Here is a 23,901-nt window from a genome sequence, read left to right as displayed (position 1 = left end):
GGCTCCGGCTGCGCATCATCAAACACTAACCCCACCTTCTGCCGCCACGCGGCGCGGAGCATCATCATGGCAAAAGTCATTGCCTACATTACGGCCAGGCTGCCGCGCCTCATGGAGGTCGGCGAATACAGGAAGCTGCGCTACGCAGGCGGCAAGCCGAGTCTGCAGCAGTTGAAAAAATGGATTGAGGATGGCGAAGTGATAGGAGAGGTAAAGGGCGGGATGTATTTCGTGGACTTGCAGGCGGCCGTGATTGGATCGAACGATCCGTTGCTCGCCAAGATGCTGGAGGTAGGCTGATGGCACCCCCGCGCGCCAGGACTATAAAGAACCGGGACCTTCCAGCGAACCTGTACCCGAACGGGAAATACTGGCAGTACAAAAACCCGATCACCGGCAAGAAGACCAGCATCAACAAGCCGATGGCTGAGGCCATCAAATTAGCCAATGCCGCCAACGCCAAACTGCTGCCGCTGCTGGCTGATGACGGCTCGCTGCTGGCCATGATCACCGGTGACGCCGCGCCGAAGTTCAGCGGTTGCCTGGAGCGTTTCGAAAAGGAATGGCTGACCACCAAGACTTACGCAGCAAGCACCTTGAAGGAAATCAAATTCAAGCTGGCTCGGTACCGCGAGGACCTGGGCGACTTGATGATGGGGCAACTGGATGTGCTGACGGTGGCTGAGTACCTGGATGGTTTCGAGAACAACGCCTACACGAAGCACCGGGGGCTGCTGGTTCAAGTGTTTGCGTTCGCCGTGGCCAAGGGCCTGTGCGATCGCAACTCAGCCGAATTGACCCTGGTCAAAAAGGAGGCCGAGAAGAAGCGCCAGCGCCACACAGTCGAGGGGTTGAACAAGATTTTGGAGTACGAAGGGACGCCGGTCTGGCTGAAACGCGCCATCAGGCTGGGGTTGCTGAGTCTTCAGCGGCGGGAAGATATCGTGGAGTGGCCGAAGTCGGCCGTGGACCTCGAGCAGAACACCATCAAGGTGTCGCCCGGGAAGACGCAGAACTACGATAAGCCCGTGCACCTGGAAATTGTCATGGGCCAAGCGCTGCGGGAAGTGGTCATGGAGTGCATGCGGTCGCCGGTCGTCTGCCCGTACCTGATCCACTATTCGCCGAAGGCGCGGAAACGGACTCAGCTCGACGCGAAGTTGCACTGGAACGCAGTGACGGCGGATTACCTGACCAAGTCTTTCGCTCAGGCGCGGGATGATTCGAACGCCTATGAAGACGTGCCTACCGGCGAGCGACCCACCTTCCACGAGATCCGCGCACTCGGCGCATGGCTGTACGAGCAGCAGGGTTTCGCACAGGAATACATACAGGGCTTGATGGGTCACGCGGATGTGAAGATGACCGAGCACTACCAGGCAGGGCACGGCGATGACGCGGTGGTTTACATGAAGGTCAAAGCCGACCTGAAGGTGTAGCGCCGCGACTATTTACAGGGATATGCAGAACGGAGCGCAAGCATAGTTATAGTCACATCCTTGTGCGTCAACTTATCAGGATGCTCACCAAGGTACTTAACGACGGCCCTAACCCCCGCCTGCTCCATGTAATCTTCAGGAAGGCATACTCGTAAATGTCCGTCTTTTAATTCACTGCCAAGGATTTGCAACGTACTACGGACACCGTGAACCACCCCCACGCAGTAGCCCATAGCACCTGCATCGTAATTTGCCTCTGATGGCTTCCCGTCCCAGAAATTAAGCAGACCTTTGCAGGAACTAAAAAACTTCGCCCCACCATCATCAGCGAGAGCAGTTACGTTTGCCGTTAAACCACAAATCACTGCCGCCGCTACTATCCATGTCTTCATGATTACCTCCCTAAATGAGCTACCGTGAAATGTTTTTAGGCGGCCCGATCGATTGTGGTGGATCTAGCCATTACTTAGAACCCAGTGGTCGTTTGCCCAAAATATTCCCAAAGTTTGCCCAAACACCAGACAACAAAAAAGGGCCCACCTTTCGGTGAGCCCTTCTAGACCGCCCAGCAGAGCGGATTTTGTTTGGTAGGCGCGATTGGACTCGAACCAACGACCCCCACCATGTCAAGGTGGTGCTCTAACCAACTGAGCTACGTGCCTGCTGTGAGGCGGCATTCTACGGAATTCCGGAGGGGTGTCAACACCTTTTTTCGAGCTAACCCTATGAATATGCAAAATATTTAATTTCGCTGCGGCAAAGAAGATTTTCCGGTGGCTGGCGGTCGATTTTTAACTCGGGTAGGATCGATGCACTCGTAAAATATATTAAACAGAGGCAGCCGGATGGCGAACACCCCCTACCCCGAATCCTATTACGCCGCGTCGGCCAATGCGGTTCCGCCGCGCCCGGCCTTGCAGGATGACGTAGAGACTGATGTCTGCGTGATCGGTGCCGGTTACACCGGTCTGTCCTCTGCCCTGTTTTTGCTGGAGAACGGTTTCAAGGTCACGGTGCTGGAAGCCGCCAAGGTGGGTTTTGGCGCGTCGGGCCGTAACGGCGGGCAGATCGTTAACAGTTATAGCCGTGACATTGATGTGATCGAACGCACCGTCGGTCCCAAGCAGGCTCAATTGCTGGGGCAAATGGCGTTTGAGGGCGGGCGGATCATTCGTGAGCGGGTCGCCAAATATAATATCCAGTGCGACTTGAAGGACGGCGGCGTTTTCGCCGCCATCACTGCCAAGCAGATGGGCCATCTGGAAGCGCAGAAACGTCTTTGGGAACGGTTTGGTCATACGCAGCTTGAGTTGCTGGATCAAAAGCGTATCCGTGAAGTGGTGGCCTGCGAGCAATACGTCGGCGGCATGCTCGATATGAGTGGCGGGCACATTCATCCGCTGAACCTGGCGTTGGGCGAAGCGGCCGCGGTCGAGTCGCTGGGCGGCACTATTTATGAGCAATCTCCGGCGGTCCGCATCGAGCGCGGCGCGCATCCGGTCGTGCATACGCCACAGGGCAAGGTCAGGGCCAAGTTTATTATCGTGGCCGGCAATGCGTATCTCGGCAATCTGGTGCCGGAGCTGGCGGCCAAGTCGATGCCTTGCGGCACTCAGGTCATCACCACCGAGCCTTTGGGCGATGAATTGGCCAAGCGTCTGCTGCCACAGGATTACTGCGTCGAGGACTGCAATTACCTGCTCGATTATTACCGCCTGACTGGCGACAAGCGCCTGGTCTTCGGGGGCGGTGTCGTCTATGGTGCGCGGGATCCAGCGAACATCGAAGCGATCATCCGGCCGAAGATGCTCAAGGCGTTTCCGCAACTCAAGGACGTGAAGATTGATTACGCCTGGACCGGCAATTTCCTGCTGACCCTGTCGCGCCTTCCTCAGGTCGGACGGATCGGCGACAACATCTACTATTCCCAGGGTTGCAGCGGCCACGGCGTCACATACACGCACCTGGCGGGCAAGGTGCTGGCCGAAGCGCTGCGTGGCCAGGCTGAGCGTTTCGACGCGTTTGCCGATCTGCCGCACTACCCGTTCCCCGGCGGGCAATTGCTGCGCACACCGTTTGCCGCGCTGGGTGCTTGGTATTACGGGTTGCGGGACAAGTTCGGGTACTGACTGACACTGCAAAACCACTGCGGGTGCTCGCGATCGCGGGGGGTCAGTCAACACCGATATCGAATGTGATGGCCTCATCGCGGGCAAGCCCGGCTCCCACAGGGATCAGCGCATGGCTTTAGAGCCGATCCCGCGCGATGCCGCTGCGGATTCGCAGGATGTCGGCGAGTACGGCGAGGGCGATTTCAGCTGGGGTCTTGCTGCCCAGGTTCAGCCCGATGGGCGCGTGAATCCGCGCCAACTCCGCGTCTCCCAGACCACCAACCCTGCTCAATCGCTCGAAGCGTTTTTGCGAGGTCTGCAGGGAGCCCATCACACCGATGTAAAACGCCTCGGTGCGCACGGCTTCCATCATCGCCAGGTCGTCGATGCGCGGATCGTGAGTCAAGGCCACCACCGCGGTGTCGCTGTGGCAGCCGCCGTCGGCGATAAATACCGACGGCAATTGACGGCGAACCTCGACGTTTTCCAGCACGACACCTTCAAGCACCTCGTCCCGTGGATCACAGAGAATCACCTCGAAACCGAGGGCAACCGCAAACTCCGCGCACGCCTGAGCGACGCTGGAATACCCCGCCAACAACAAACGCTGAGCCGCGCCGATCCGCACGCGCACCCTGTCAATTTCACGTTCGATGCGCACACCCTGTTCGCGATCAGTGAACAGACTGCGCGCACCGCTCGCCAGATCAACCTCGCGGATCAGCCGACGCTGGCCCAGCAACGCCGACTCCAGTTCCCGCAAATGAGCCTGAACCTCGCACCCGGATTCGAGCTTCTCCACCAGCACATCAAGCACGCCGCCGCAGGGCAGACTCACACGAGAACGCGGATCATCGCCTTCGCCATAACGGACCACGCTGACCGCATCGAGAAATGCCCCCTCGGCGACGCGTTCGAGAAAGTCTTCCTCGACGCAGCCGCCGGACAGCGAGCCGATCCAATGACCGTCGGTGTTCACTGCCAGCAACGAGCCCGGCGCACGCGGCGCCGAGCCATAAGTGGCGAGCACCGTGCACAGCCAGATGCGCTGCTCGGCCATCGACCATTCCAGTGCCCGTTGCACGACTTGCAGATCGAGATGCTGCATGTCAGTGCGCCTTGTGCTCGAGCGGCGGCGCATCGGCCCGCAACGTCTGCAAGTCGCTCACGGCCAGATCACCCGACTGACCACCCCACCCTTGACGCAGGTAGTTCAGCAGATCGGTGAGTTGCTCGTGGCTGAGCTTCTCGGCGAAGCCCGGCATGGGTTGCATGTGCTCGAACCCGGCAAACTTCTGCTCACCGATACCGTCATCGATCACCCGCACCAGGTTGCGCGGATCTTCCAGGCGCAGCGTGGTGTTGCCGCGCATGGCCACGGCGATGTGCGGCTTGCCCTCGCCACCGACCGCGTGGCAACCGGCGCAGACGTTCAGGTAATCCTGACGACCGCGCTGGGCGCTGGCACTGAGCTTGTCCAGCGGCACGTCGGTCAGTACCTTGGCGGCCGGCGGTTGATCGCCGAGCAGGAAGGTCGCCATCGCCGCCAGGTCCGGGTCATTGAGGCCTTGGGTGCTGTTGTGGAACACCGGGAACATCTCGTTGAACATCGTGCCTTGGGCACTCATACCGTGTTTGAGGAACGAGCTCAGGTCCTGATGATTCCAGCCGCGAGCGGCCAGGTCATTGGCCAGCAGGCTGGGCGCCAGATAGCCATTGAGCAGGCCGCCGGTCATGCGTTTGTCCTGCTGCATCGCGCCCGGCAAACCCCGTGGCGTGTGGCATTCGCCGCAGTGACCGAGCACGTCGACCATGTACTGGCCGCGTTTCCAGGCTTCACTTTTGCCGTCGGCCGGTTCCAGTTTTACGTCCTTGCCGTAGAGCATGTTCCAGCCCATCAAGCCCTGGCGCACGTTGAACGGAAAGCTCAGGCTCGTGACCGGTGCTGCACGCTCGATCGGCTCGACGGTTTTCAGGTATGCGTGGATCGCATCGGAATCTGCGCGCGGCATCAAGTGATACGAGGTGTACGGCATCGCCGGGTACAGGTTCGCACCATCGCGACGCTTGCCCTCGGTGAGCGCGGCGAAGAATTCGTCATCGTTGTACAAACCAATGCCGTGCTCTTTGCTCGGGGTGATGTTGGTGCCGTAAATCGTGCCGAACGGCGAGACGATCGGCAGACCGCCCGAATACGGCGCGCCACCCGGTGCGGTGTGGCAGGCCATGCAGTCCGCCGCACGGGCAAGATAGGCGCCGCGAACGACTTGATCATCCGCATGAGCCAGCCACACAGGCGCAGCCAGACCCACTGCCAACGCCAGGCGGGACAGTAAATGCTTCATGCTCAACCCTCCTTGACCAGGCCGAGATCGGTCAGCACGTTGCGCGTCGCGCTGTAATACCGCACGTAACCAGTGCAGCGACAGATGTGGTGACCGAGGCTGTCCTCGATGACTTTTTCCAGCTGGCTTTTGACGATGGGCTGACGCTGCAGCTTCTCCACCAACACCGTCGCGGCGTTCACGAAACCCGGTGCGCAATAGCTGCACTGGAAAGCAAATTCATCGACGAAGCGCTGCTGGATCGGATTGAGTTCGATGACCTGACCCTGCTCATCGCGGGTCGCGTGGCCTTCGATGGTCCGCACTTTTTTGCCTTCGAAATAATGCGCACCGGTGATGCAGGTGCGCACTTCTTCGCTGGTGCCGTCCGGGTTGTCGACGATCACCACGCAGGCGTGGCAGATGCCCTGGCCGCAGCCAAGACGCGAGCCGGTGAGGTTTTTGTATTCGTGCAGATAGTCAATCATCGGCAGGTCATCAGGGATGTCCACCGGGCCGACGGATTGACCGTTGAGGGTCAGTTGAAGCGGACGGTTAGCCATTGAGGGCCTCCTTGATGCGTGCAGAAGTGATAGGCAGGTCGCGGACCCGTTTGCCGATGGCGTGCGCCACGGCATTACCGATGGCGCCGACCACCGGGATCATCACCACTTCGGCGATGCCCTTGGATGGATCGCTCGGCGACAGCGGCGGCAGGATCTCGGCCGTCTGTTTCCAGACCGCCACGTGGCGCGCCATCGGCAAGCGGTAGCGGTTGAAGTTCCAGTCACCCTCCCCCGGCCCGCCTTCGTACAGCGGCATCTCTTCCATCAACGCATGGCCGATGCCCATGGCGATCCCTCCTTCGAGCTGGCCCTTGACCAGTTCTTCCACCAGTACTCGACCGCACTCGACCCACGAGTGGTGGTTGAGCACTTGCACTTCGGCGGAGCCCTTGTTCACTTTCAGTTCCACCAGCGTCGCGACCGGGCTGTAGTAAGTCACCGCCGCGTTGTTCAACTGCGTGTCCGGGTAATGCACGTTCTGGCGATCCAGTAAGTGGAAACCGGCGCTGTTCATCTGCGCCTTTTTCACGCTCGGCGCGCCGTCGCCGTACTTCACCGCCAAGCCATCCAGCGGCAGACGTTCGCGCACGCCATCGATGCTGAATTCGGCCTCGGCCCAGCTCCAGCGGTTGAAACCGTGCACGGTCGCGCCGGTCACCAGGCCTTTTTCGTGGGCGTGTTTGGCCAGTTGTTCGAAGCTCAACGGCTGCATGCCGTTGGCGGTGAGTCGGCCGTCGACCCAATGCGCATCTTCACGGCGCACCACATACGGGTTGGCCTGGCCGCCGTAAGGGCCCTGGCCCCAGATCTGCAACGCCGCCGGCCACAAACCGTGGTTGAACAACACGCGCGCAGCTTCACGGGTCGCGTGGCTGAAGTAGTAGGCGGAATTGGTCGCCGATGAGGCCGAGGCGAGCTTGCCGACCCAGCGCGGATTACGCAGCACATTGTCCTGCTCGGCCTGGCTCATGAGGTACGGGTTGCCGCCGGTGATCAGCTGCAACTCTTTCCATTCGGTCTCGCCGGTCTTCACTTCAGTCGCCGGGATGCCAAGGAAATCCGCCACGACCAAGGCTTGCGAGGTGGACATGCCGGTGCCGATTTCGATACCGATGTGGCGCAGGGTGATGTGCCCATCAACGGTGAATTCGATGCTGGCCATCGGCGCTTCAGAACCGGTACCGAAGTCTTTCTGGCAAATGGCAAAACCGACGCCGTACCAGTTGTCCGGGTCCTGGGCTTCGCGCTGCTTTTTGATCGCGTCGCGGTTTTTCCAGACTTCGTGTACGGCGGCTTTATCGAGAATCTCGTGCAAGCGCAATGCACCCGCCGGCACTGCGCCCTGGGTGTTTTTCATGCCCGAGACCATGGCGTTTTTCTTGCGCAGATCAATGGCGTCGATGCCGAGGCGATCGGCAATCTCATCGACCATCATCTCGGTCGAGGCCATGCTTTGCAGCGTGCCGTAACCGCGCATCGACCCGGCTTCAACGGCGCGGGAATGGTAGGCGGTGACCTGCAAATCGTTCTGCGGCATGTAATAGATCGATTGCGCCGCCGTGGCACCAACCGCCGCCACCGATGGGCTGTAGTTGATCCGTCCACCGCCGTCGACGTTCATCTCGGCGCGGAAAATCTTGAAGCTGTGATCGGTCTTGTCCACCGCCAGTTGGTAGCGGATGTCGAACGGGTGACGCTTGATGCCGCTCTGGAACTGCTCGTAGCGATCGTTGGCCAGACGCACCGGCACACCGGCGCCGTATAACGCCGCAAGCGCCGCGTAGTACACGAAAATGTTGTGGTCTTTGGAACCGTAACCGACGGTGTAGCCCGGGTGCATGTTCAGGTTGGCCAGGCCGAACCGCGACGGCGCGATCATCTTCGCGGTCTCGGTCGCGGTTTCCAGCGGGCACTGGGTGGCAACGACGAAATGCAGGGTCTTGGTCGCGGGGTCGTACCAGCCGTTACCGTTGTCCGGCTCCATCGCGGCCGGTTCGATCGACGGGGTTTTGTAGCGCTCGTCGAACACCAGCCAGTTGTCGGGTGGCGTGTCGATCTGTTGCTTCATGCGCTCGGCGTAGAACAGGCCGCGCTCGGTCAGGTTGCCGTGCAGGTTCGGTTGGGAATTCCACACCGGGCGACGGTTTTTCAGCATCGGGAACAGGATCGAATCCTTGAGGCTGGCGAATTCATCTTCGTCCGCCGAGGTCGCGCCGCCCACCCGCACGTAGCGGAAACTGCCATAGGGATCGCCTTCGTAGAACGGCACTTTGTCGCCGTAACGAATCGCTTTGTCATTGAATTTGAGCTTGGCCTTGGCCTGACGGAAACGCTCGAAGTCGTTCCAGATCAGGATCGCCACCGGGTGACCGATGAACATCGGCACCTTGCCCTCCGGCAGCAGCGGATCCGGTGCGTGCTCTTCCGGGAAGACGATGCCGTCCTTGTCCAGGTCGGCGGCGGTGACGATGCGGTCCGGCTGCAAGTCGGCGCCGAGCCACGTCAGGTCGTAACCGGCGTAAATGCGATCGGCCTTGGTGGTTTTCAGCAGCATGGCGTGGCCTTGCTGCTGCGGCCAGCCCGGCATGTCCTTGGCGCGGATGTCGCGGGCAAAAACCTTGCTGCCGCAAACCTTGGACAAGGCATCGTTACGCGAGCGCGCCTTGCCGTTGTTGCCGAGCCATTGCTCGGACGGCACGGTCACGCTGTTTTCCATCAAGGCCGCCAGCGCCTGACTGCTGAGCGGCGTGAGCGTCACGCTCACACCCGCCACCAGCCCGCCCTGAAGGAACGAGCGCCGGGATATTTCACGGTTGGACATGGATCATCCTCTGGGCGGTTATGGGTCCGCCCTTCTGGTTATGTTCTGGGGATCTCGAGTCTTGCAGAAGCCCTTTTTGACGAGGCAAAGGGCCGTGTTGACAGTGCAAAGCTGACCGAAAGGTTAACTTTATAGATTTATGCGCTTTTAGAAAACAACTGGTAACAAAAATCTGACCGAAGAATCAAAAAGCCGCTGCCTTTCGGCGCAGCAAATCGATGAACAAGCCCAACTCGCGGCTGATGTGCTCACCCTTGCGCAGCAGCAATCCGAACGGCGCCAGTTGCACATCCAGCTCTACCGGCAGCGCCACCACCAGACCCATTTTCAGGTAGTCGCGCAACGCGGTTTCCGAGAGCACCATGATGGCGTCGGTCAGTTGAATCAGTTGCTGCATGGAATACACCGAACTGCATTCGATGATGTCGGCGGGCGTCGGCAAGGCCAGGCGCTGCAAAGCCTGATCAAGCCCGATGCGCGCCGGGCTGGTCTCTGGCTGCAGGATCCACGGCCAGCCGCTGACCAGTTCCGAGAGTTCGAGTGTTTCCCGCTGCACCAAGGGATGCCCGGCACGAACGACGACCAGCAGCCGTTCGTTGCCCAGTTGTTCGAACTCGTAATGCTCGCTGTCGGTGGCGGCATTGCGCCGCGCGATGGCGAGGTCGATGCGGCCCTGTTCCAGTAACTGGATCACCTGGTCGCTGGTGTCGCCCATGATGCGAATGCGCAACTGCGGATTGAGCGCCTTGATTTCGGCAATCGAATCCATCACCAAGTCCGGTGCGGCGCCCATGATGGTGCCGATGGACAGATAACCGTAACCGCCCTGCTGCCGCGCGATCAGGTCTTCGGCGCAGCGGTCGAGGCCGCTGATGGCGGATTCGGCGAAACGAATCAATTCACTGCCCAGCGCCGTCGGCCGCATTCCGCGGGGCAGGCGCTCGAACAGATCGCAGCCGAACATGTCTTCAATCTCATGGAGCATTCGGGTCGCCGCCGGTTGCGACATGTTCAGGCTTTGCGAGGCGCGGTGCAGGTTCTGACTGCTGCTCAGCGTCACCAGCATGTGCAAATGCTTGTAGCGCAGGCGGTTGAGCAGGCTGCGGGAGATGATCGGCGAGGACATGGCGGGCCTTTGTTATCGATACCCTCAAGGTATCAGTTGTGAGCTAGATTCGATTTGTAACGCATCGATCCACGGCCGTACAGTCTTTCCCATAAGAACAAATGCCCTTCCAAAGGAAAACTGCGATGAAGACTCTACCCGCGCCTCTGCTCGCCAAAATTTCCTGGCGGCTGCTCCCCTTCCTGCTACTGATGTACATCATGGCCTTCCTCGACCGCGCCAACGTCGGGTTCGCCAAGCAAGCCTTTCAAGCCGACACCAATATCAGCGACGCCGCCTTCGCCTTCGGTGCCGGAGTGTTTTTTGTCGGTTACGCGCTGCTTGAAGTGCCGAGCAATCTGATCCTGCACCGAGTCGGCGCCCGCCTCTGGATGTGCCGGATCATGGTCACCTGGGGCCTGGTCTCCGCCGCTATGGTCTTCGCTCACACCGAAACCAGCTTCTACGTCCTGCGCTTTTTGCTGGGCGTGGCCGAGGCCGGTTTCTTCCCTGGTGTCATTCTTTACCTCACCTACTGGTTCCCCAGCGCCGCGCGTGGCAAAGCCATGGGCTTTTTCTACTTCGGTGCACCGCTGGCGTTCATCTTTGGCAGCCCGTTGTCTGGCTTGCTGCTGGAGCTGGACGGATTTGCCGGCGTCCACGGCTGGCAATGGCTGTTCGCGGTTGAAGGCTTGATGGCCACGGCGGTGGGCGTCTGGGCCTATTGGTATCTGGACAATCGCCCGGCCGACGCGAAGTGGCTGACGGTTGAAGAACGCCAGCGAGTGCAAGGCATCCTGGATCAAGAAGACAGCCACAAACAGAATCACGGCCGCAGCTTGCTCAACGTTCTGTGCCAACCCTCAATCCTGTACTTGTGCCTGATTTATCTGCTGATTCAGGCCAGCGTCTACGGCGTGGTGTTCTATCTGCCGACCCAGGTCGGCGGGCTGTTGGGCACCAAGGTCGGGCTGATGGTCGGGTTGGTCACGGCAATTCCATGGATCTGCGCGATCGTCGCGGCGTACCTGATCCCCGGCTACAGCGACCGCACCGGCGAACGTCGCCGCACTGCCTGCCTGACGCTGCTGATGTCGGCAGCCGGGATTGCCTGCTCGGTGACTTTCGCCAGCCCGTTCCTCGGCATCGTCGCCCTGTGCTTCGCCGCTTCCGGCTTCATCGCCGTGCAACCGGTGTTCTGGACCTTCCCTTCCAGCTACCTTGCCGGCAGCGCTGCTGCAGCCGGGATCGCCTTGATCAACTCGTTCGGCGCCCTCGGCGGCTTCATCGCCCCGGTCCTGAAAAACTGGGCCGAAGGCGCCTTCCATTCACCGGCCGCAGGCTTGTACGTGCTGGCCGGCACCACCGTCATCGCCGCTTTGCTGGTCCTGGGCATCCGTTCACCTGTCCAGAAGCCTTCCAACACACCGGCCACCGTATAACCTGAGGAGTCACACCATGGGCATTCCAACCATCAAACACGTCCGCGCCTTCACGTTGAGAGGCGGCGGCGCGGATTATCACGATCAGGCGGACGGTCACTGGATCGACGATCACATTGCCACGCCGATGAGCAAATACCCCGAGTACCGCCAGAGCCGCCGCACCTTCGGCATCAACGTGCTCGGCACGCTGGTGGTCGAGATCGAAGCCAGCGACGGCACGGTGGGTTTTGCCGTCACCACCGGTGGCGAGCCTGCCGCGTACATTGTCGAAAAACACTTGGCGCGCTTCCTCGAAGGCGCACGGGTGACCGACATCGAAAAAATCTGGGACCAGATGTACCAATCGACCCTGTATTACGGTCGCAAAGGCATCGTGATCAACACGATCTCCGGCGTTGATCTGGCGTTGTGGGACTTGCTCGGCAAGATCCGCAAAGAGCCAGTACACCAGTTGCTCGGCGGTGCGGTGCGCGACGAATTGCAATTCTACGCCACCGGCGCCCGTCCGGACCTGGCGCAGAAAATGGGTTTCATCGGCGGCAAGATGCCGTTGCACCATGGCCCGGCGGAAGGCGAGGAAGGCTTGCGCAAGAACCTCGAAGAGCTGGCGACCATGCGCGAACGGGTCGGACCGGACTTCTGGCTGATGCTCGATTGCTGGATGAGCCTGGACCTCAACTACGCCACCAAACTGGCGGTCGGCGCCCACGAGTACGGTTTGAAGTGGATCGAAGAAGCCCTGCCGCCTGACGATTACTGGGGCTACGCGGCCCTGCGCAACAACGTGCCCAAAGGCATGCTGGTGACCACCGGCGAACACGAAGCGACCCGCTGGGGTTTCCGCATGCTCCTGGAAATGGGCTGCTGCGACATCATCCAGCCGGACGTCGGCTGGTGCGGCGGAATCACCGAACTGGTGAAGATTTCCGCATTGGCCGACGCTCACAACGCGCTGGTCATTCCTCACGGTTCTTCGGTTTACAGCTACCACTTTGTCGCCACCCGCCATAACAGCCCGTTCGCCGAATTCCTGATGATGGCGCCTAAGGCCAACGAAGTGGTGCCGATGTTCCACCCGCAATTGCTCGGCGAACCGGTGCCGGTGAATGGCCGCATGCGCCTGTCGGCACTCGATCAGCCAGGTTTCGGCGTGACCCTCAACCCGGAATGCCAACTGCATCGGCCGTACAACCGCTGAGAAAGGACCCCGCCATGAACATGCCTCGCAACGCTTTCAAGGCCGCACTGAAAAACCCGGCGACCCAGTACGGCATCTGGGCCGGTTTCGCCACCGGCTACGCCGCCGAAATCGTCGCCACCACCGGTTACGACTGGATGCTGATCGACGGTGAACACGCGCCGAACACCGTGCCCGGCGTACTCGCGCAATTGCAGGCGGTGGCGCCCTACGCCACTGCACCTATCGTGCGTGCGGTGACAGGCGATGCCAACCTGATCAAGCAACTGCTGGATATTGGCGCGCAAACGCTGATGATCCCGATGGTCGAAACCGCCGAACAAGCGGCCGCCCTGGTGCGCGCCATGCGTTACCCGCCCCACGGCATTCGCGGCGTCGGCGGCGGCTTGACCCGCGCCACGCGCTGGGACGGCGTGCCCGACTACCTCAACACCGCCCATGAGCAGTTGTGCCTGATCGTTCAGGTGGAATCGCGGACTGGCGTGGGAAACGTCGAAGCGATCGCCGCCGTCGAAGGCGTCGACGCTGTGTTTATCGGTCCGGCGGATTTGTCCATCGGCCTCGGTCATGCCGGCAACCCTGGCCATCCTGAAGTTCAGGAACGCATCCAGCACGCGGTAAAAGCGACGCTCGCCGCCGGCAAGGCCTGCGGCATCCTCGCGCCAAACGAGGAAGACGCGCGCCGCTATCAAAGCTGGGGCTGCCAGTTCATTGCGGTGGCCATCGACATCAGTTTGCTGCGCCAAAGCGCCATGACCACCCTCGCCCGTTACCGCGCACCGGCCACCGAACACGCGCCGTCGCGCACTTATTGATCAGCCAAGGAGTCGCCCAAATGCCGTCCGTGCCTGTGTACGAAAACTTCATCAACGGCCAGTTTGTGGCCAGCGCTGCCCATCTCGATGTGATCAACCCGGCCACCGGTGTCGTGCTGTCCAAGGTTCCGGCCTCGATGGCCGAAGACGTCGACCGCGCCCTTGCCGCCGCGCGCGCCGCGCAAAAAGACTGGTCGCGCAAACCGGCGATTGAACGCGCCGGGCATCTGCGCCGGATCGCCGCCAAGCTGCGGGAGAACGTCCAGCACTTGGCGCGCACCATCACCCTGGAACAAGGCAAGGTCAGCGGTTTGGCGGAGGTCGAGGTCAACTTCACCGCTGACTACCTCGACTACATGGCCGAGTGGGCCCGGCGCATCGAAGGCGAAATCATCACCAGCGACCGGCAGAACGAAAACATCTTTCTGTTTCGCAAACCTCTGGGCGTGGTCGCCGGGATTCTGCCGTGGAATTTCCCGTTCTTCCTGATCGCCCGCAAGATGGCGCCGGCCCTGCTGACCGGCAATACCATCGTGATCAAACCCAGTGAAGAAACCCCGAACAATTGCTTCGAATTCGCCCGGCTGGTGGCCGAAACCGACCTGCCGCCTGGCGTGTTCAACGTGGTCTGCGGCGATGGTCGAGTGGGCGCGGCGCTGAGTGCGCATAAGCGCGTGGACATGATCAGCTTCACCGGCAGCGTCGACACCGGTTCACGAATCATGGCCGCCGCCGCACCGAACATCACCAAGCTCAACCTGGAACTGGGCGGCAAGGCGCCGGCCATTGTGCTGGCGGATGCCGACCTCGATCTGGCAGTCAAAGCCATTCGCGATTCGCGGATCATCAACAGCGGCCAGGTGTGCAATTGCGCCGAGCGGGTGTACGTCGAACGCAAGGTCGCCGACCCGTTTATCGAACGCATCGCAGCGGCAATGAGCGCGACCCGTTATGGCGATCCGATTGCTCAGCCTGAGGTGGAAATGGGCCCGCTGATCAACCGTCAGGGCCTGGACAGCGTCAACCGCAAAGTGCGCACGGCGTTGAGCCAGGGCGCGAGTCTGGTCAGCGGCGGGCAGATTGCCGATCTGCCGAACGGCTTTCACTTCCAGCCCACGGTATTGGCCGGGTGCAGCGCCGACATGGAAATCATGCGCGAAGAGATTTTCGGACCGGTGCTGCCGATCCAGATTATCGACGACCTCGACGAAGCCATCGCCCTGGCCAACGACTGCGACTATGGCCTGACCTCGTCGATCTACACCCGTGACCTGAGTAAAACCATGCACGCGATGCGTGAGCTGGATTTTGGCGAGACTTACGTCAACCGGGAGAACTTCGAGGCTATGCAGGGCTTCCATGCCGGGGTGCGTAAATCCGGGATTGGAGGGGCGGATGGCAAGCATGGGCTTTACGAGTACACCCATACGCACGCGGTTTACTTGCAAGGCTGAATCCTCAGCCGCCACATTCACCCGTAGCAGCTGTCGAGCCCCAGCGAGGCTGCGTTCGGCTGCGAAGCAGTCGTAAAACCTGAGTACGCGGTGTTCCTGAAGGACCGCATCGCCTGATTTCACGACTGCTTCGCAGCCGAACGCAGCCTCGCTGGGGCTCGACAGCTGCTACGGGTGAATGTGGCCTTATAGTTGGATCGATCAGAAATCCACGGTCGCCGAAAGCAGGTAAGTTCGCGGCGTCGAGAGCGTCAACCCCGGCTCACTGTCATCCGACGCGCCGGCCGAACTCCAGTAGCGCTTGTCCGCCACGTTCTCGATATTGGCGCGCAGTGTGATGTTCTTTTCCTCGACCTTGAACGCGTAGCGCGCGCCCACGTCGAAACGCTCCCACGAGTCGATCTCCTTGTTGTTGGACTGGTCCAGATACTGCGAACTGGAATAGATGCCGCGGCTGGTGAGGGTCAGGCCCTGCACAGTCGGCACGTCCCACTCGGCGCCCAGGTTGACGTTATATTTCGGCGTGGCCGGCGCCCGGTTGCCGTCGAAGGTGCCATTGGCGGTGTTGGTCAACTCACTGTCAATGTACATGACGCCGCCAAGCAGGCGGAAACCCTCGAGCGGTTCACCGAACACACTCAGTTCCACACCCGTGTTTTCACGCTTGCCGTTCGGGCCAAAGACCCGCGTTGTGGCGTTGGTCTCATAGGCCGGCTGCTTGATCCGGAACACCGCAGCGGTCAGGGCAAACGCGCCAGCGTCATACTTGGCGCCGACCTCGACCTGGCGGCTGATGAACGGCGGGAAAATCTCGTCTTCGTTGATTGAGGTCGACGGCGCGATCTTGCCCTGGCTCAGGCCTTCCATGTAGTTGGCGTACAGCGACAGCTTATCGGTGGCCTTGAACAGAATGCCGCCCGACGGCGAAACCTTTTCCTCGTCGTAGGCGGTGTCGCCTTTGACGTTATCCGACCAGTCGTCAACCTTCACCCGCTGCCAGCGCGCGCCGAGGGTCAGCAGCAGCCGGTCATCGAAGAAGCCCAGGGTGTCGGACAACGCCATGCCGCTGAAGCGGTTCTCGGTATAGACCTTCGGATCCTGTCGCGTCGGTCTGGCCGGCGTGGGGGTTTCCACCGGATTGTAGAGATTGCTTGGCGCCGCCGCGTAACGTGCGCCGCCATTCTCGAAGTCCATGTAGAAGTAGCTGGCGGCCAGGTTGACCTCGTGGCTCACCGGGCCGGTATGAAACCAGTTGCGCACCCCAGCCGTGGCCGTCCGGACGTTTTCGTCGCGGGTGAAATCACGGGGTTGAACGCTGAAATCGCCCTTGTCGTTGGTGACCGCCACGGCATGCCGGAGGAAGTCATGATTGCTTTTGCGCGCGCCCACACCGCCGTACAGCATGACGGAATCGTTGACGTCGAATTCGGCGTTCACCGTGCCGAAGGTGTCGTTGGTACTCGCCTTGCTCCAGGGTTGCGCATAGTTGTGACGCACATCGCTGGCATGTGGAACCTGCGCGTTGGCGTTGACCTGCACGCGCTCCTGCGGCGCGTCGGTGTCACGCTCGGTACGCCCGATGTCCGTCGAGAGACGTAGGCGCTCACCGCGAAAATCCAGGCCCAGAACGGCCATCTCGCGGTCGACATTCTGCTGATCCCAATCGGTGTCGCCGGACTGCTTGACGCCGTTGAAGCGAATACCGAGTTTGTTGTCTTCACCAAAGCGCCGGCCAACATCCACGGCACCGCCGACCTGGCTGTCGGAAGCGTACATACCGGTAAACGAAGTGATGGGCTTGTCGGTGGCGCGCTTGGACACCACGTTGATCCCGCCACCCACGCTACCCCGCGGCGAGATGCCGTTAATCAGTTGGCTCGGACCTTTTAGGACATCGACACGATCGGCCATTTCCATGTCGATCGAGTAGGTCGGCAGGACGCCGTAGAGACCGTTGTAGGCGACATCACTGTTGAACAGGCTGAGCCCGCGAATGGTGAACTGCTCATAACGCCCTCCCGCCGGGTTGGTGGCGCGAACCGACGGATCGTTGGCGATCAGGTCGCCCAAGGTCCGCGCCTGCTGGTTCTTGACCACCTCGCTGGTGTAGGTGGTCATGCTGAACGGCGTTTCCATGAAATCTTTGGAGCCCAGCAAGCCTTGCGAACCGCGACGCGCGACTTGGCCGCCAGCATACGGATCACCGTCCACCGGGTCGATGGACCCTAGAATCGAGGTCGCGCCGAGTTGCAGGCCGCTGCCTTCGGGTGCCGGGGTCAGGATGTAGGCCTGCTCCCCCACCGGTTGCAATTGCAGGCCGGAACCCTGCAAAAGCCGGGCAAAGCCCTCCTCCACGGCGAACTCGCCGGACAGACCGGAACTGTTGCGACCGCTCACCAGCGCCGGGTCAACCGAGAGGTTGACGCCCGCCAGCCCGGCAAAACGGGTCAGTGCTGCACTGAGGCTGCCTGCCGGCACCTGATAACTACGTCGAGGCGCGTCTTCGGCCCAACCGGCGGTGATAAACAAAGGACAGGCACTGAGGCTCAGCAACAGGCTCAAGTGCATTAACGGGCGCAGGCGGGATGAAGCCAAACGCGGACTCGACGGGAACACTGCGGGCATTGAAGAAGCTCTCTTGATTCGTTCACTTGCCTTGAATGACAAGCGACGCGAAAAAAGGGGACACACTTCAAACACTATTTTTGCGCGGCAGCAGCTTGACCCAATAACGAGTACGCGAATGCACCTCCAGCGGCAAGCTGGCCGCCAGCAGCGCGAGGATACGATCAGTGTCTTCCAGGCGAAAACTGCCGGTGACACGCAGGGATTCCAGTTCCGGCTCCCAGCGCAGCACGCCCGGGCGATAGGTGCTGAGTTCGCGTAAAAAATCCCCCAGCGGTTGGTTCTGTGCCATCAACACACCGTCTCGCCAACCTGGGGCGAGCACGTCGAAGGGCTCTACAGCGCCGGCACCCGCGGCCTGAAGGCTGACTTGCTGGCCGGCGCGCAATGAAAACACCGGCCCGTGCAAAGGCTGCAACTGCACCGCGCCGTTGAGCACCGACACCCGGCAACCCGTCTGCCACTGGCGAACACACACTTCGCTTTGACTGATGACTACCTGGCCGAAGTGGGTCTGGATCGTCAGCGGCGACAAACCGGGGACTTTCAAGGCTACCTCGCCCTCCACGAGCTTCAATAGCCGATCATTCAGATCGATATCGACGGCGCTCGCGGTGTTCAATTGCAGCGAGCTGCCATCGGCCAACCGGACTTTCTTGCCCTCCCCGGTCGCCGTCCTGAGGTCCGCGCCCCAGACATCCAGAGGCAACTGCCGACTGATCAGCCAAGCGGTCGGCACCAACGCCACCGCTCCCATGGCGCGCTTGAGCACCGCACGCCGGCTCGGCTGCGGCCGATCCAGACTGGCCATCGCCAAGGCTGACGGCACGTCAGCAAAACGTTGACGCAAGAGTTGCGCTTTCTGCCAGGCCTGCTCGTGGCTGGAATGGCTGTCGCGCCAGCCCTGCAACTCGGCTCGGTCCCGCTCATTGGCGGTGCCCGACTCCATGAGCGCCAGCCACTGCGCGGCAGCCCGCATGACTTGTCGGGCGTCTGCCGAAGGGGCTGAACCGATCACAGGTCCACCAGCAAGCAGTGTTCGTAGGCTTGGGCCATGTAGCGCTTGATCGTGCGTTCGGAGACTTGCAGGCGCTCGGCGATTTCCTGGTAACCCAGGCCTTCCAGTTGGCACCAGAGAAACGCTCGTCGTACCGGGGTCGGCAACCCATCGAGCAATTCGTCGAGGGCCTGCAGGGTTTCCAGCAGGATCCAGCGCTGCTCGGGGGATGGCACGCAGTCTTCAGGCAGCAACGCCAGTGCATTGAGGTAAGCCTGTTCGAGGCTGCGGCGCTTGTAGAAGTTGGTCAGCAGTCGTTTGCCCACGGTCGCCAAGTAGGCGCGGGGCTCTTGCAGGTCAGCAATGTGCTGGGAGCTGGCGAGCACGCGCACGAACGTATCCTGGCTCAGGTCCGCCGCATCATGACCATTGCTCATGCGCCGTCTCAACCAGCTTTCGAGCCAGCCGCGATGGTCGCGGTACAAGTCATGGAAGGTTTGCTCCTCCGGCATCGCTGCATCGCTCATTTCAAGAAGCCCTGTGCCGAGGAGTTATCGTAAATGAGAGTGATTCTAATTAATGTCAGGCGTGTGAAGGAAGCCCTTTATGCATCGACTGAGCAGAAAGGTTCATTTGGGAGGGTATTGAGGAGAGGAAAAGCCAAATCGCAGACACAAAAAACCCCGGTCTTTCGACCAGGGTCTTTGCTATCGACTCGAAGATTGCCAGAGGCTTTCTTCGTAGCTCCAAGGCGTTCAGTGGGCCTTGAGGCAGATATGGCGCAGCGGACGGGACTCGAACCCGCGACCCCCGGCGTGACAGGCCGGTATTCTAACCGACTGAACTACCGCTGCGTATCGCTTTGGACTTGCGTCCAAGTAACTCGTCTGACTGAAAGCTCCGAGACGTTTCAATCTCTCTTTCAATCTCGAACCAGGGCAAGCCTGACTCGGAAAATATGGCGCAGCGGACGGGACTCGAACCCGCGACCCCCGGCGTGACAGGCCGGTATTCTAACCGACTGAACTACCGCTGCGCGTCGGTGGAGGCTTTTAAAGGCTTCCATCTTGCTTTCGCAAGACTCTCGGATTTGGTGGGTGATGACGGGATCGAACCGCCGACATTCTGCTTGTAAGGCAGACGCTCTCCCAGCTGAGCTAATCACCCGTTTGCATCTCCGAGGCCGCGAAATTTACGCAGGTAGCGAACCTAAGTCAATAGCAGGATTGAAGTTTTTCTGAAAAAGACAGAATCGTGTCATTCCGCTTCATAGTCGCAAACCGTCAGACCGCTTTCGCGAGCTGGCTCGCTCCCACATTTAGAAAGCCTGTTGCCTGACGAAACACGGTCCACTGTGGGAGCGAGCCTGCTCGCGAAGGCGGTGGCAATTCAACCTCAATGCTGAAGACAGCCCCCCTGCCCTGTTACTCGCTGTAAATCATCTTCTTGGTCATGCCGCCATCGACCACAAACTCCTGGCCCGTGACGAACCCGGCATTCTTCGACAGCAGCCACGCCACCATCGCCGCGACGTCTTCGACAGTCCCTACCCTGCCCGCCGGATGCTGGGCATGATCGGCATCGGTCAGGGGATCGGCACGCCGTGCCGCCGGGTCCCGCGCATCGATCCAGCCCGGGCTGACCGCGTTGACGCGAATTTCCGGCCCGAGGCTGATGGCCAACGCATGAGTCAGGGCCAACAGGCCGCCCTTGCTCGCCGCGTAAGCCTCTGTATCAGGCTCTGATTGCCCGGCACGGGTCGAGGCCAGATTAACGATCGCACCGCTGTGAGCGCGCAGATACGGCGCACAGTGTTTGGCCAACAGCATCGGCCCACTGAGATTGACCGCCAGCACCCGATTCCAGTAAGCCAGGTCGAGGCTTTCCAGGGTCATGTTGTGCGGGTCGGCCACCGCCGCGTTGCACACCAGCGCATCCAGGCGCCCGAATTGCCCCAGCACCTCGGCGACGCCCAGCGCCACTTGCCCCTCGTTCGAGACGTCCATGGCGATGAACCAGGCGTTTGCGCCCAGCACTTTAGTCACTTTCGAACCACGCTCTCGATCAAGGTCGGTCAGCACCACCTGCCAGCCTTCGCTGATCAGCCAGGCCGCGATCCCCAACCCGATGCCGCGTGCGGCACCGGTGACCAGTGCAACGCGGCCATGGGTGCCGGTACCCGGCGTCGCCAACTCGATCACAAGGCCGCCAACCCGCGTGCCAGATCGGCTTGCAGGTCAGCGACATCTTCCAGACCGACCGCGATGCGGATCAGGCTGTCACGAATGCCCGCCGCTTCACGCTCTTGCGGCGCCAGACGGCCGTGGGAGGTGGTGCTCGGGTGCGTGATCGTGGTTTTGCTGTCGCCCAGGTTGGCGGTGATCGAAATCAGACGGGTCGCATCGATGAAGCGCCAGGCGCCCTCTTTGCCGCCCTTGACCTCGAAACTCACCACGGCGCCGAAACCTTTCTGCTGGCGCAGGGCCAGTTCGTGCTGCGGATGGCTCTTGAGGCCAGCGTAATGGACTTTCTCGATGCCGTCCTGCTGCTCCAGCCACTCGGCCAGTTGCTGGGCGTTGGCGCAATGCGCCTTCATGCGCAGGCTCAGTGTTTCCAGACCTTTGAGGAAGATCCAGGCGTTGAATGGGCTCAGGGTCGGCCCGGCGGTACGCAGGAAACCCACCACTTCTTTCATCTGCTCGCTGCGACCGGCGACAACGCCGCCCATGCAACGGCCCTGGCCGTCGATAAACTTGGTCGCCGAGTGCACGACGATGTCCGCGCCCATCTTCAGCGGTTGTTGCAACGCAGGGGTGCAGAAGCAGTTGTCGACCACCAGCATCGCGCTTTTGGCATGAGCGATTTTCGCCAGTTCGGCGATGTCCACCAGCTCTGCCAATGGATTGGACGGCGACTCGACGAACAGCAATTTGGTGTTGGCCTTGATCGCCGCGTCCCAGCCGGACAAGTCCGCCAGAGGCACGTAATCGACTTCGATGCCGAAGCGTTTGAAGTATTTTTCGAACAGGCTGATGGTCGAGCCGAACACGCTGCGCGACACCAACACGTGGTCGCCGGCGCTGCACAGGCTCATGACCACTGCCATGATCGCCGCCATGCCGGTGGCCGTAGCCACCGCTTGTTCAGCGCTTTCCAGCGCGGCAATGCGCTCTTCGAATGCGCGCACGGTCGGGTTGGTGTAGCGCGAGTAAACGTTGCCCGGCACTTCACCGGCAAAGCGTGCGGCCGCATCGGCGGCGGTACGGAATACATAGCTGGAAGTGAAGAACATCGGATCACCGTGTTCGCCTTCCGGCGTGCGGTGCTGACCGGCGCGAACGGCCAGGGTATCGAACGCTACGCCTTCGAGGTCGCTGTCCAGCCGACCGGCATCCCAATCCTGACTCATGCTGTCACTCCTTGCCTTGCTCTTTTGGTAGATACAAAACCGGCCCCTCAGGGCCGGTAGTTACTCAGTTGTTATACAGATCAATGATCGCGCTGACTGCCTGCGTCTTGACCTTGGAGGCATCGTTACGGGCCTGCTCGATCTTGTTCAGGTAGGCCTCGTCGACATCGCCGGTGACGTACTGGCCATCGAACACCGCGCAATCGAACTTCTCGATCTTGATCTTGCCGCCACCGACCGCTTCGATCAAGTCAGGGAGGTCCTGATAGATCAGCCAATCGGCGCCGATCAGGTCGGCAACGTCCTGGGTCGAACGGTTGTGGGCGATCAGCTCGTGAGCGCTCGGCATGTCGATGCCGTAGACGTTCGGGTAGCGAACGGCCGGGGCTGCGGAGCAGAAGTAGACGTTTTTCGCGCCGGCTTCACGGGCCATCTGGATGATCTGCTTGCAGGTGGTGCCGCGAACGATCGAGTCGTCCACCAGCATCACGTTCTTGCCGCGGAATTCCAGTTCGATGGCGTTGAGCTTCTGGCGCACGGATTTTTTCCGCGCCGCCTGGCCCGGCATGATGAAGGTCCGGCCGATGTAGCGGTTCTTCACAAAGCCTTCGCGGAACTTGACGCCCAAGTGATTCGCCAGCTCCAGGGCCGCGGTGCGGCTGGTGTCCGGGATGGGGATAACCACGTCGATGTCGTGCTCCGGACGCTCGCGCAGGATCTTCTCGGCGAGTTTCTCGCCCATGCGCAGACGGGCCTTGTAGACCGACACGCCGTCGATGATCGAGTCCGGACGCGCCAGGTAGACGTGCTCGAAGATGCACGGGGTCAGGGACGGGTTGGTCGCGCACTGACGGGTGTGCAGCTTGCCGTCTTCAGTGATGTAGACCGCTTCGCCCGGTGCCAAGTCGCGAATCAGGGTGAAACCGAGCACGTCCAGGGAGACGCTTTCGGAGGCGATCATGTACTCGACGCCTTCGTCGGTGTGACGCTGGCCGAAAACGATCGGGCGGATGCCGTGCGGGTCGCGGAAACCGACGATGCCGTAACCGGTCACCATCGCCACGACCGCGTAACCACCGACGCAACGGTTGTGCACGTCAGTGACCGCGGCGAACACGTCTTCTTCGGTTGGCTGCAACTTGCCGCGCTGGGCCAGTTCGTGCGCGAACACGTTGAGCAGCACTTCCGAATCGGAATTGGTGTTGACGTGGCGCAGGTCAGATTCGTAAATCTCCTTGGCCAGCTGTTCAACGTTGGTCAGGTTACCGTTGTGCGCCAGAGTGATGCCGTAAGGCGAGTTGACGTAAAACGGTTGAGCTTCGGCCGAGGTCGAGCTGCCCGCGGTCGGGTAACGCACATGGCCAATACCCATGTGGCCGACCAGGCGCTGCATGTGACGCTGATGGAACACGTCACGCACCAGGCCATTGTCCTTGCGCAGGAATAACCGGCCATCATGGCTGGTCACGATACCGGCAGCGTCCTGGCCGCGGTGCTGGAGGACGGTTAGCGCGTCATACAGCGCCTGATTGACGTTCGACTTACCGACGATACCGACGATGCCACACATGCGACGCAACCCCTACTTAATG

At 60.9% G+C, this 23,901-nt stretch carries 19 protein-coding genes and 4 tRNA genes; 7 read left to right on the top strand and 16 right to left on the bottom strand.

Annotated features, from left to right (window positions below; all coding sequences use genetic code 11):
• The first annotated feature begins 66 nt into the window (after positions 1 to 66).
• Positions 67 to 300 (top strand): hypothetical protein, encoded by a 234-nt coding sequence (locus tag ACA075_RS11175; RefSeq protein WP_497298496.1) that lies wholly within the window; start codon positions 67 to 69, stop codon positions 298 to 300.
• Complete coding sequence (locus ACA075_RS11170; protein WP_497298495.1) at positions 300 to 1,439, top strand: tyrosine-type recombinase/integrase; 1,140 nt, start codon at positions 300 to 302, stop codon at positions 1,437 to 1,439. Before ACA075_RS11175 ends, ACA075_RS11170 begins: the two co-directional genes overlap by 1 nt.
• 8 nt (positions 1,440 to 1,447) lie before the next feature.
• On the opposite strand, the gene ACA075_RS11165 is transcribed toward ACA075_RS11170, so the two are convergent.
• On the bottom strand, positions 1,448 to 1,831 hold the full coding sequence (locus tag ACA075_RS11165) for a Rap1a/Tai family immunity protein (protein ID WP_497298494.1): 384 nt from the start codon (positions 1,829 to 1,831) through the stop codon (positions 1,448 to 1,450).
• A gap of 193 nt (positions 1,832 to 2,024) precedes the next feature.
• A tRNA-Val gene (locus ACA075_RS11160) sits at positions 2,025 to 2,101 on the bottom strand.
• 183 nt (positions 2,102 to 2,284) lie between these two features.
• Between ACA075_RS11160 and ACA075_RS11155 the strand changes: the two genes are divergently transcribed.
• On the top strand, positions 2,285 to 3,568 hold the full coding sequence (locus tag ACA075_RS11155) for an NAD(P)/FAD-dependent oxidoreductase (protein ID WP_497298492.1): 1,284 nt from the start codon (positions 2,285 to 2,287) through the stop codon (positions 3,566 to 3,568).
• A gap of 118 nt (positions 3,569 to 3,686) precedes the next feature.
• Here the strand turns inward: ACA075_RS11155 and ACA075_RS11150 are convergent, their stop codons facing one another.
• The 5 genes from ACA075_RS11150 to ACA075_RS11130 all read right to left on the bottom strand — a co-directional run bounded on the left by ACA075_RS11150 (position 3,687) and on the right by ACA075_RS11130 (position 10,387).
• Positions 3,687 to 4,658: an XdhC family protein gene (locus ACA075_RS11150; RefSeq protein ID WP_497298490.1), complete on the bottom strand. Its 972-nt coding sequence runs from the start codon at positions 4,656 to 4,658 to the stop codon at positions 3,687 to 3,689.
• A gap of 1 nt (position 4,659) precedes the next feature.
• Positions 4,660 to 5,895: a c-type cytochrome gene (locus tag ACA075_RS11145; protein WP_497298489.1), complete on the bottom strand. Its 1,236-nt coding sequence runs from the start codon at positions 5,893 to 5,895 to the stop codon at positions 4,660 to 4,662.
• A 2-nt stretch (positions 5,896 to 5,897) separates the two neighbouring features.
• Entirely contained in the window at positions 5,898 to 6,437 is a 540-nt protein-coding gene (locus ACA075_RS11140) for a (2Fe-2S)-binding protein (RefSeq protein WP_497298487.1), read from the bottom strand.
• Positions 6,430 to 9,261: a xanthine dehydrogenase family protein molybdopterin-binding subunit gene (locus ACA075_RS11135; protein ID WP_497298486.1), complete on the bottom strand. Its 2,832-nt coding sequence runs from the start codon at positions 9,259 to 9,261 to the stop codon at positions 6,430 to 6,432. The genes ACA075_RS11140 and ACA075_RS11135 overlap by 8 nt, the downstream gene beginning before the upstream one ends.
• Positions 9,262 to 9,445: 184 nt before the next feature.
• Positions 9,446 to 10,387: a LysR family transcriptional regulator gene (locus ACA075_RS11130; protein WP_497298485.1), complete on the bottom strand. Its 942-nt coding sequence runs from the start codon at positions 10,385 to 10,387 to the stop codon at positions 9,446 to 9,448.
• Between the two features lie 125 nt (positions 10,388 to 10,512).
• Between ACA075_RS11130 and ACA075_RS11125 the strand changes: the two genes are divergently transcribed.
• The 4 genes from ACA075_RS11125 to aldA are packed head-to-tail and all read left to right on the top strand — an operon-like array spanning position 10,513 to position 15,278.
• Positions 10,513 to 11,808, top strand: coding sequence for an MFS transporter (locus ACA075_RS11125; protein ID WP_497298484.1), 1,296 nt, complete (start codon positions 10,513 to 10,515; stop codon positions 11,806 to 11,808).
• Between the two features lie 16 nt (positions 11,809 to 11,824).
• Positions 11,825 to 13,009: an L-rhamnonate dehydratase gene (gene rhmD / locus ACA075_RS11120; protein WP_497298483.1), complete on the top strand. Its 1,185-nt coding sequence runs from the start codon at positions 11,825 to 11,827 to the stop codon at positions 13,007 to 13,009.
• Between the two features lie 14 nt (positions 13,010 to 13,023).
• Positions 13,024 to 13,824 (top strand): aldolase/citrate lyase family protein, encoded by an 801-nt coding sequence (locus tag ACA075_RS11115; protein WP_497298482.1) that lies wholly within the window; start codon positions 13,024 to 13,026, stop codon positions 13,822 to 13,824.
• A gap of 20 nt (positions 13,825 to 13,844) precedes the next feature.
• Positions 13,845 to 15,278, top strand: coding sequence for an aldehyde dehydrogenase (gene aldA / locus ACA075_RS11110; protein ID WP_497298481.1), 1,434 nt, complete (start codon positions 13,845 to 13,847; stop codon positions 15,276 to 15,278).
• A 201-nt stretch (positions 15,279 to 15,479) separates the two neighbouring features.
• On the opposite strand, the gene ACA075_RS11105 is transcribed toward aldA, so the two are convergent.
• The 9 genes from ACA075_RS11105 to purF form a co-directional block, all read right to left on the bottom strand.
• Complete coding sequence (locus ACA075_RS11105; RefSeq protein WP_497298480.1) at positions 15,480 to 17,903, bottom strand: TonB-dependent siderophore receptor; 2,424 nt, start codon at positions 17,901 to 17,903, stop codon at positions 15,480 to 15,482.
• Between the two features lie 67 nt (positions 17,904 to 17,970).
• Complete coding sequence (locus ACA075_RS11100; RefSeq protein WP_497298479.1) at positions 17,971 to 18,921, bottom strand: FecR domain-containing protein; 951 nt, start codon at positions 18,919 to 18,921, stop codon at positions 17,971 to 17,973.
• The gene (locus ACA075_RS11095; protein ID WP_497298478.1) at positions 18,918 to 19,427 is read right to left on the bottom strand and encodes a sigma-70 family RNA polymerase sigma factor; all 510 of its coding nucleotides are present in this window, start codon (positions 19,425 to 19,427) and stop codon (positions 18,918 to 18,920) included. The genes ACA075_RS11100 and ACA075_RS11095 overlap by 4 nt, the downstream gene beginning before the upstream one ends.
• Before the next feature lie 250 nt (positions 19,428 to 19,677).
• Positions 19,678 to 19,754, bottom strand: a tRNA-Asp gene (locus ACA075_RS11090).
• A gap of 105 nt (positions 19,755 to 19,859) precedes the next feature.
• A tRNA-Asp gene (locus ACA075_RS11085) sits at positions 19,860 to 19,936 on the bottom strand.
• A 55-nt stretch (positions 19,937 to 19,991) separates the two neighbouring features.
• Positions 19,992 to 20,067: transfer RNA gene (locus tag ACA075_RS11080), tRNA-Val, on the bottom strand.
• Between the two features lie 257 nt (positions 20,068 to 20,324).
• Positions 20,325 to 21,101, bottom strand: a complete 777-nt coding sequence (locus ACA075_RS11075; RefSeq protein ID WP_497298476.1) for an SDR family oxidoreductase — start codon at positions 21,099 to 21,101, stop codon at positions 20,325 to 20,327.
• On the bottom strand, positions 21,098 to 22,309 hold the full coding sequence (locus ACA075_RS11070) for an O-succinylhomoserine sulfhydrylase (protein ID WP_497298475.1): 1,212 nt from the start codon (positions 22,307 to 22,309) through the stop codon (positions 21,098 to 21,100). The genes ACA075_RS11075 and ACA075_RS11070 overlap by 4 nt, the downstream gene beginning before the upstream one ends.
• Before the next feature lie 64 nt (positions 22,310 to 22,373).
• Positions 22,374 to 23,879: an amidophosphoribosyltransferase gene (purF, locus tag ACA075_RS11065; RefSeq protein ID WP_010456022.1), complete on the bottom strand. Its 1,506-nt coding sequence runs from the start codon at positions 23,877 to 23,879 to the stop codon at positions 22,374 to 22,376.
• Positions 23,880 to 23,901 lie beyond the last annotated feature (22 nt).

The sequence above is a fragment of the Pseudomonas sp. LBUM1663 genome, from assembly GCF_059695905.1.
This window is presented reverse-complemented; position numbering and strand designations above follow the sequence as displayed.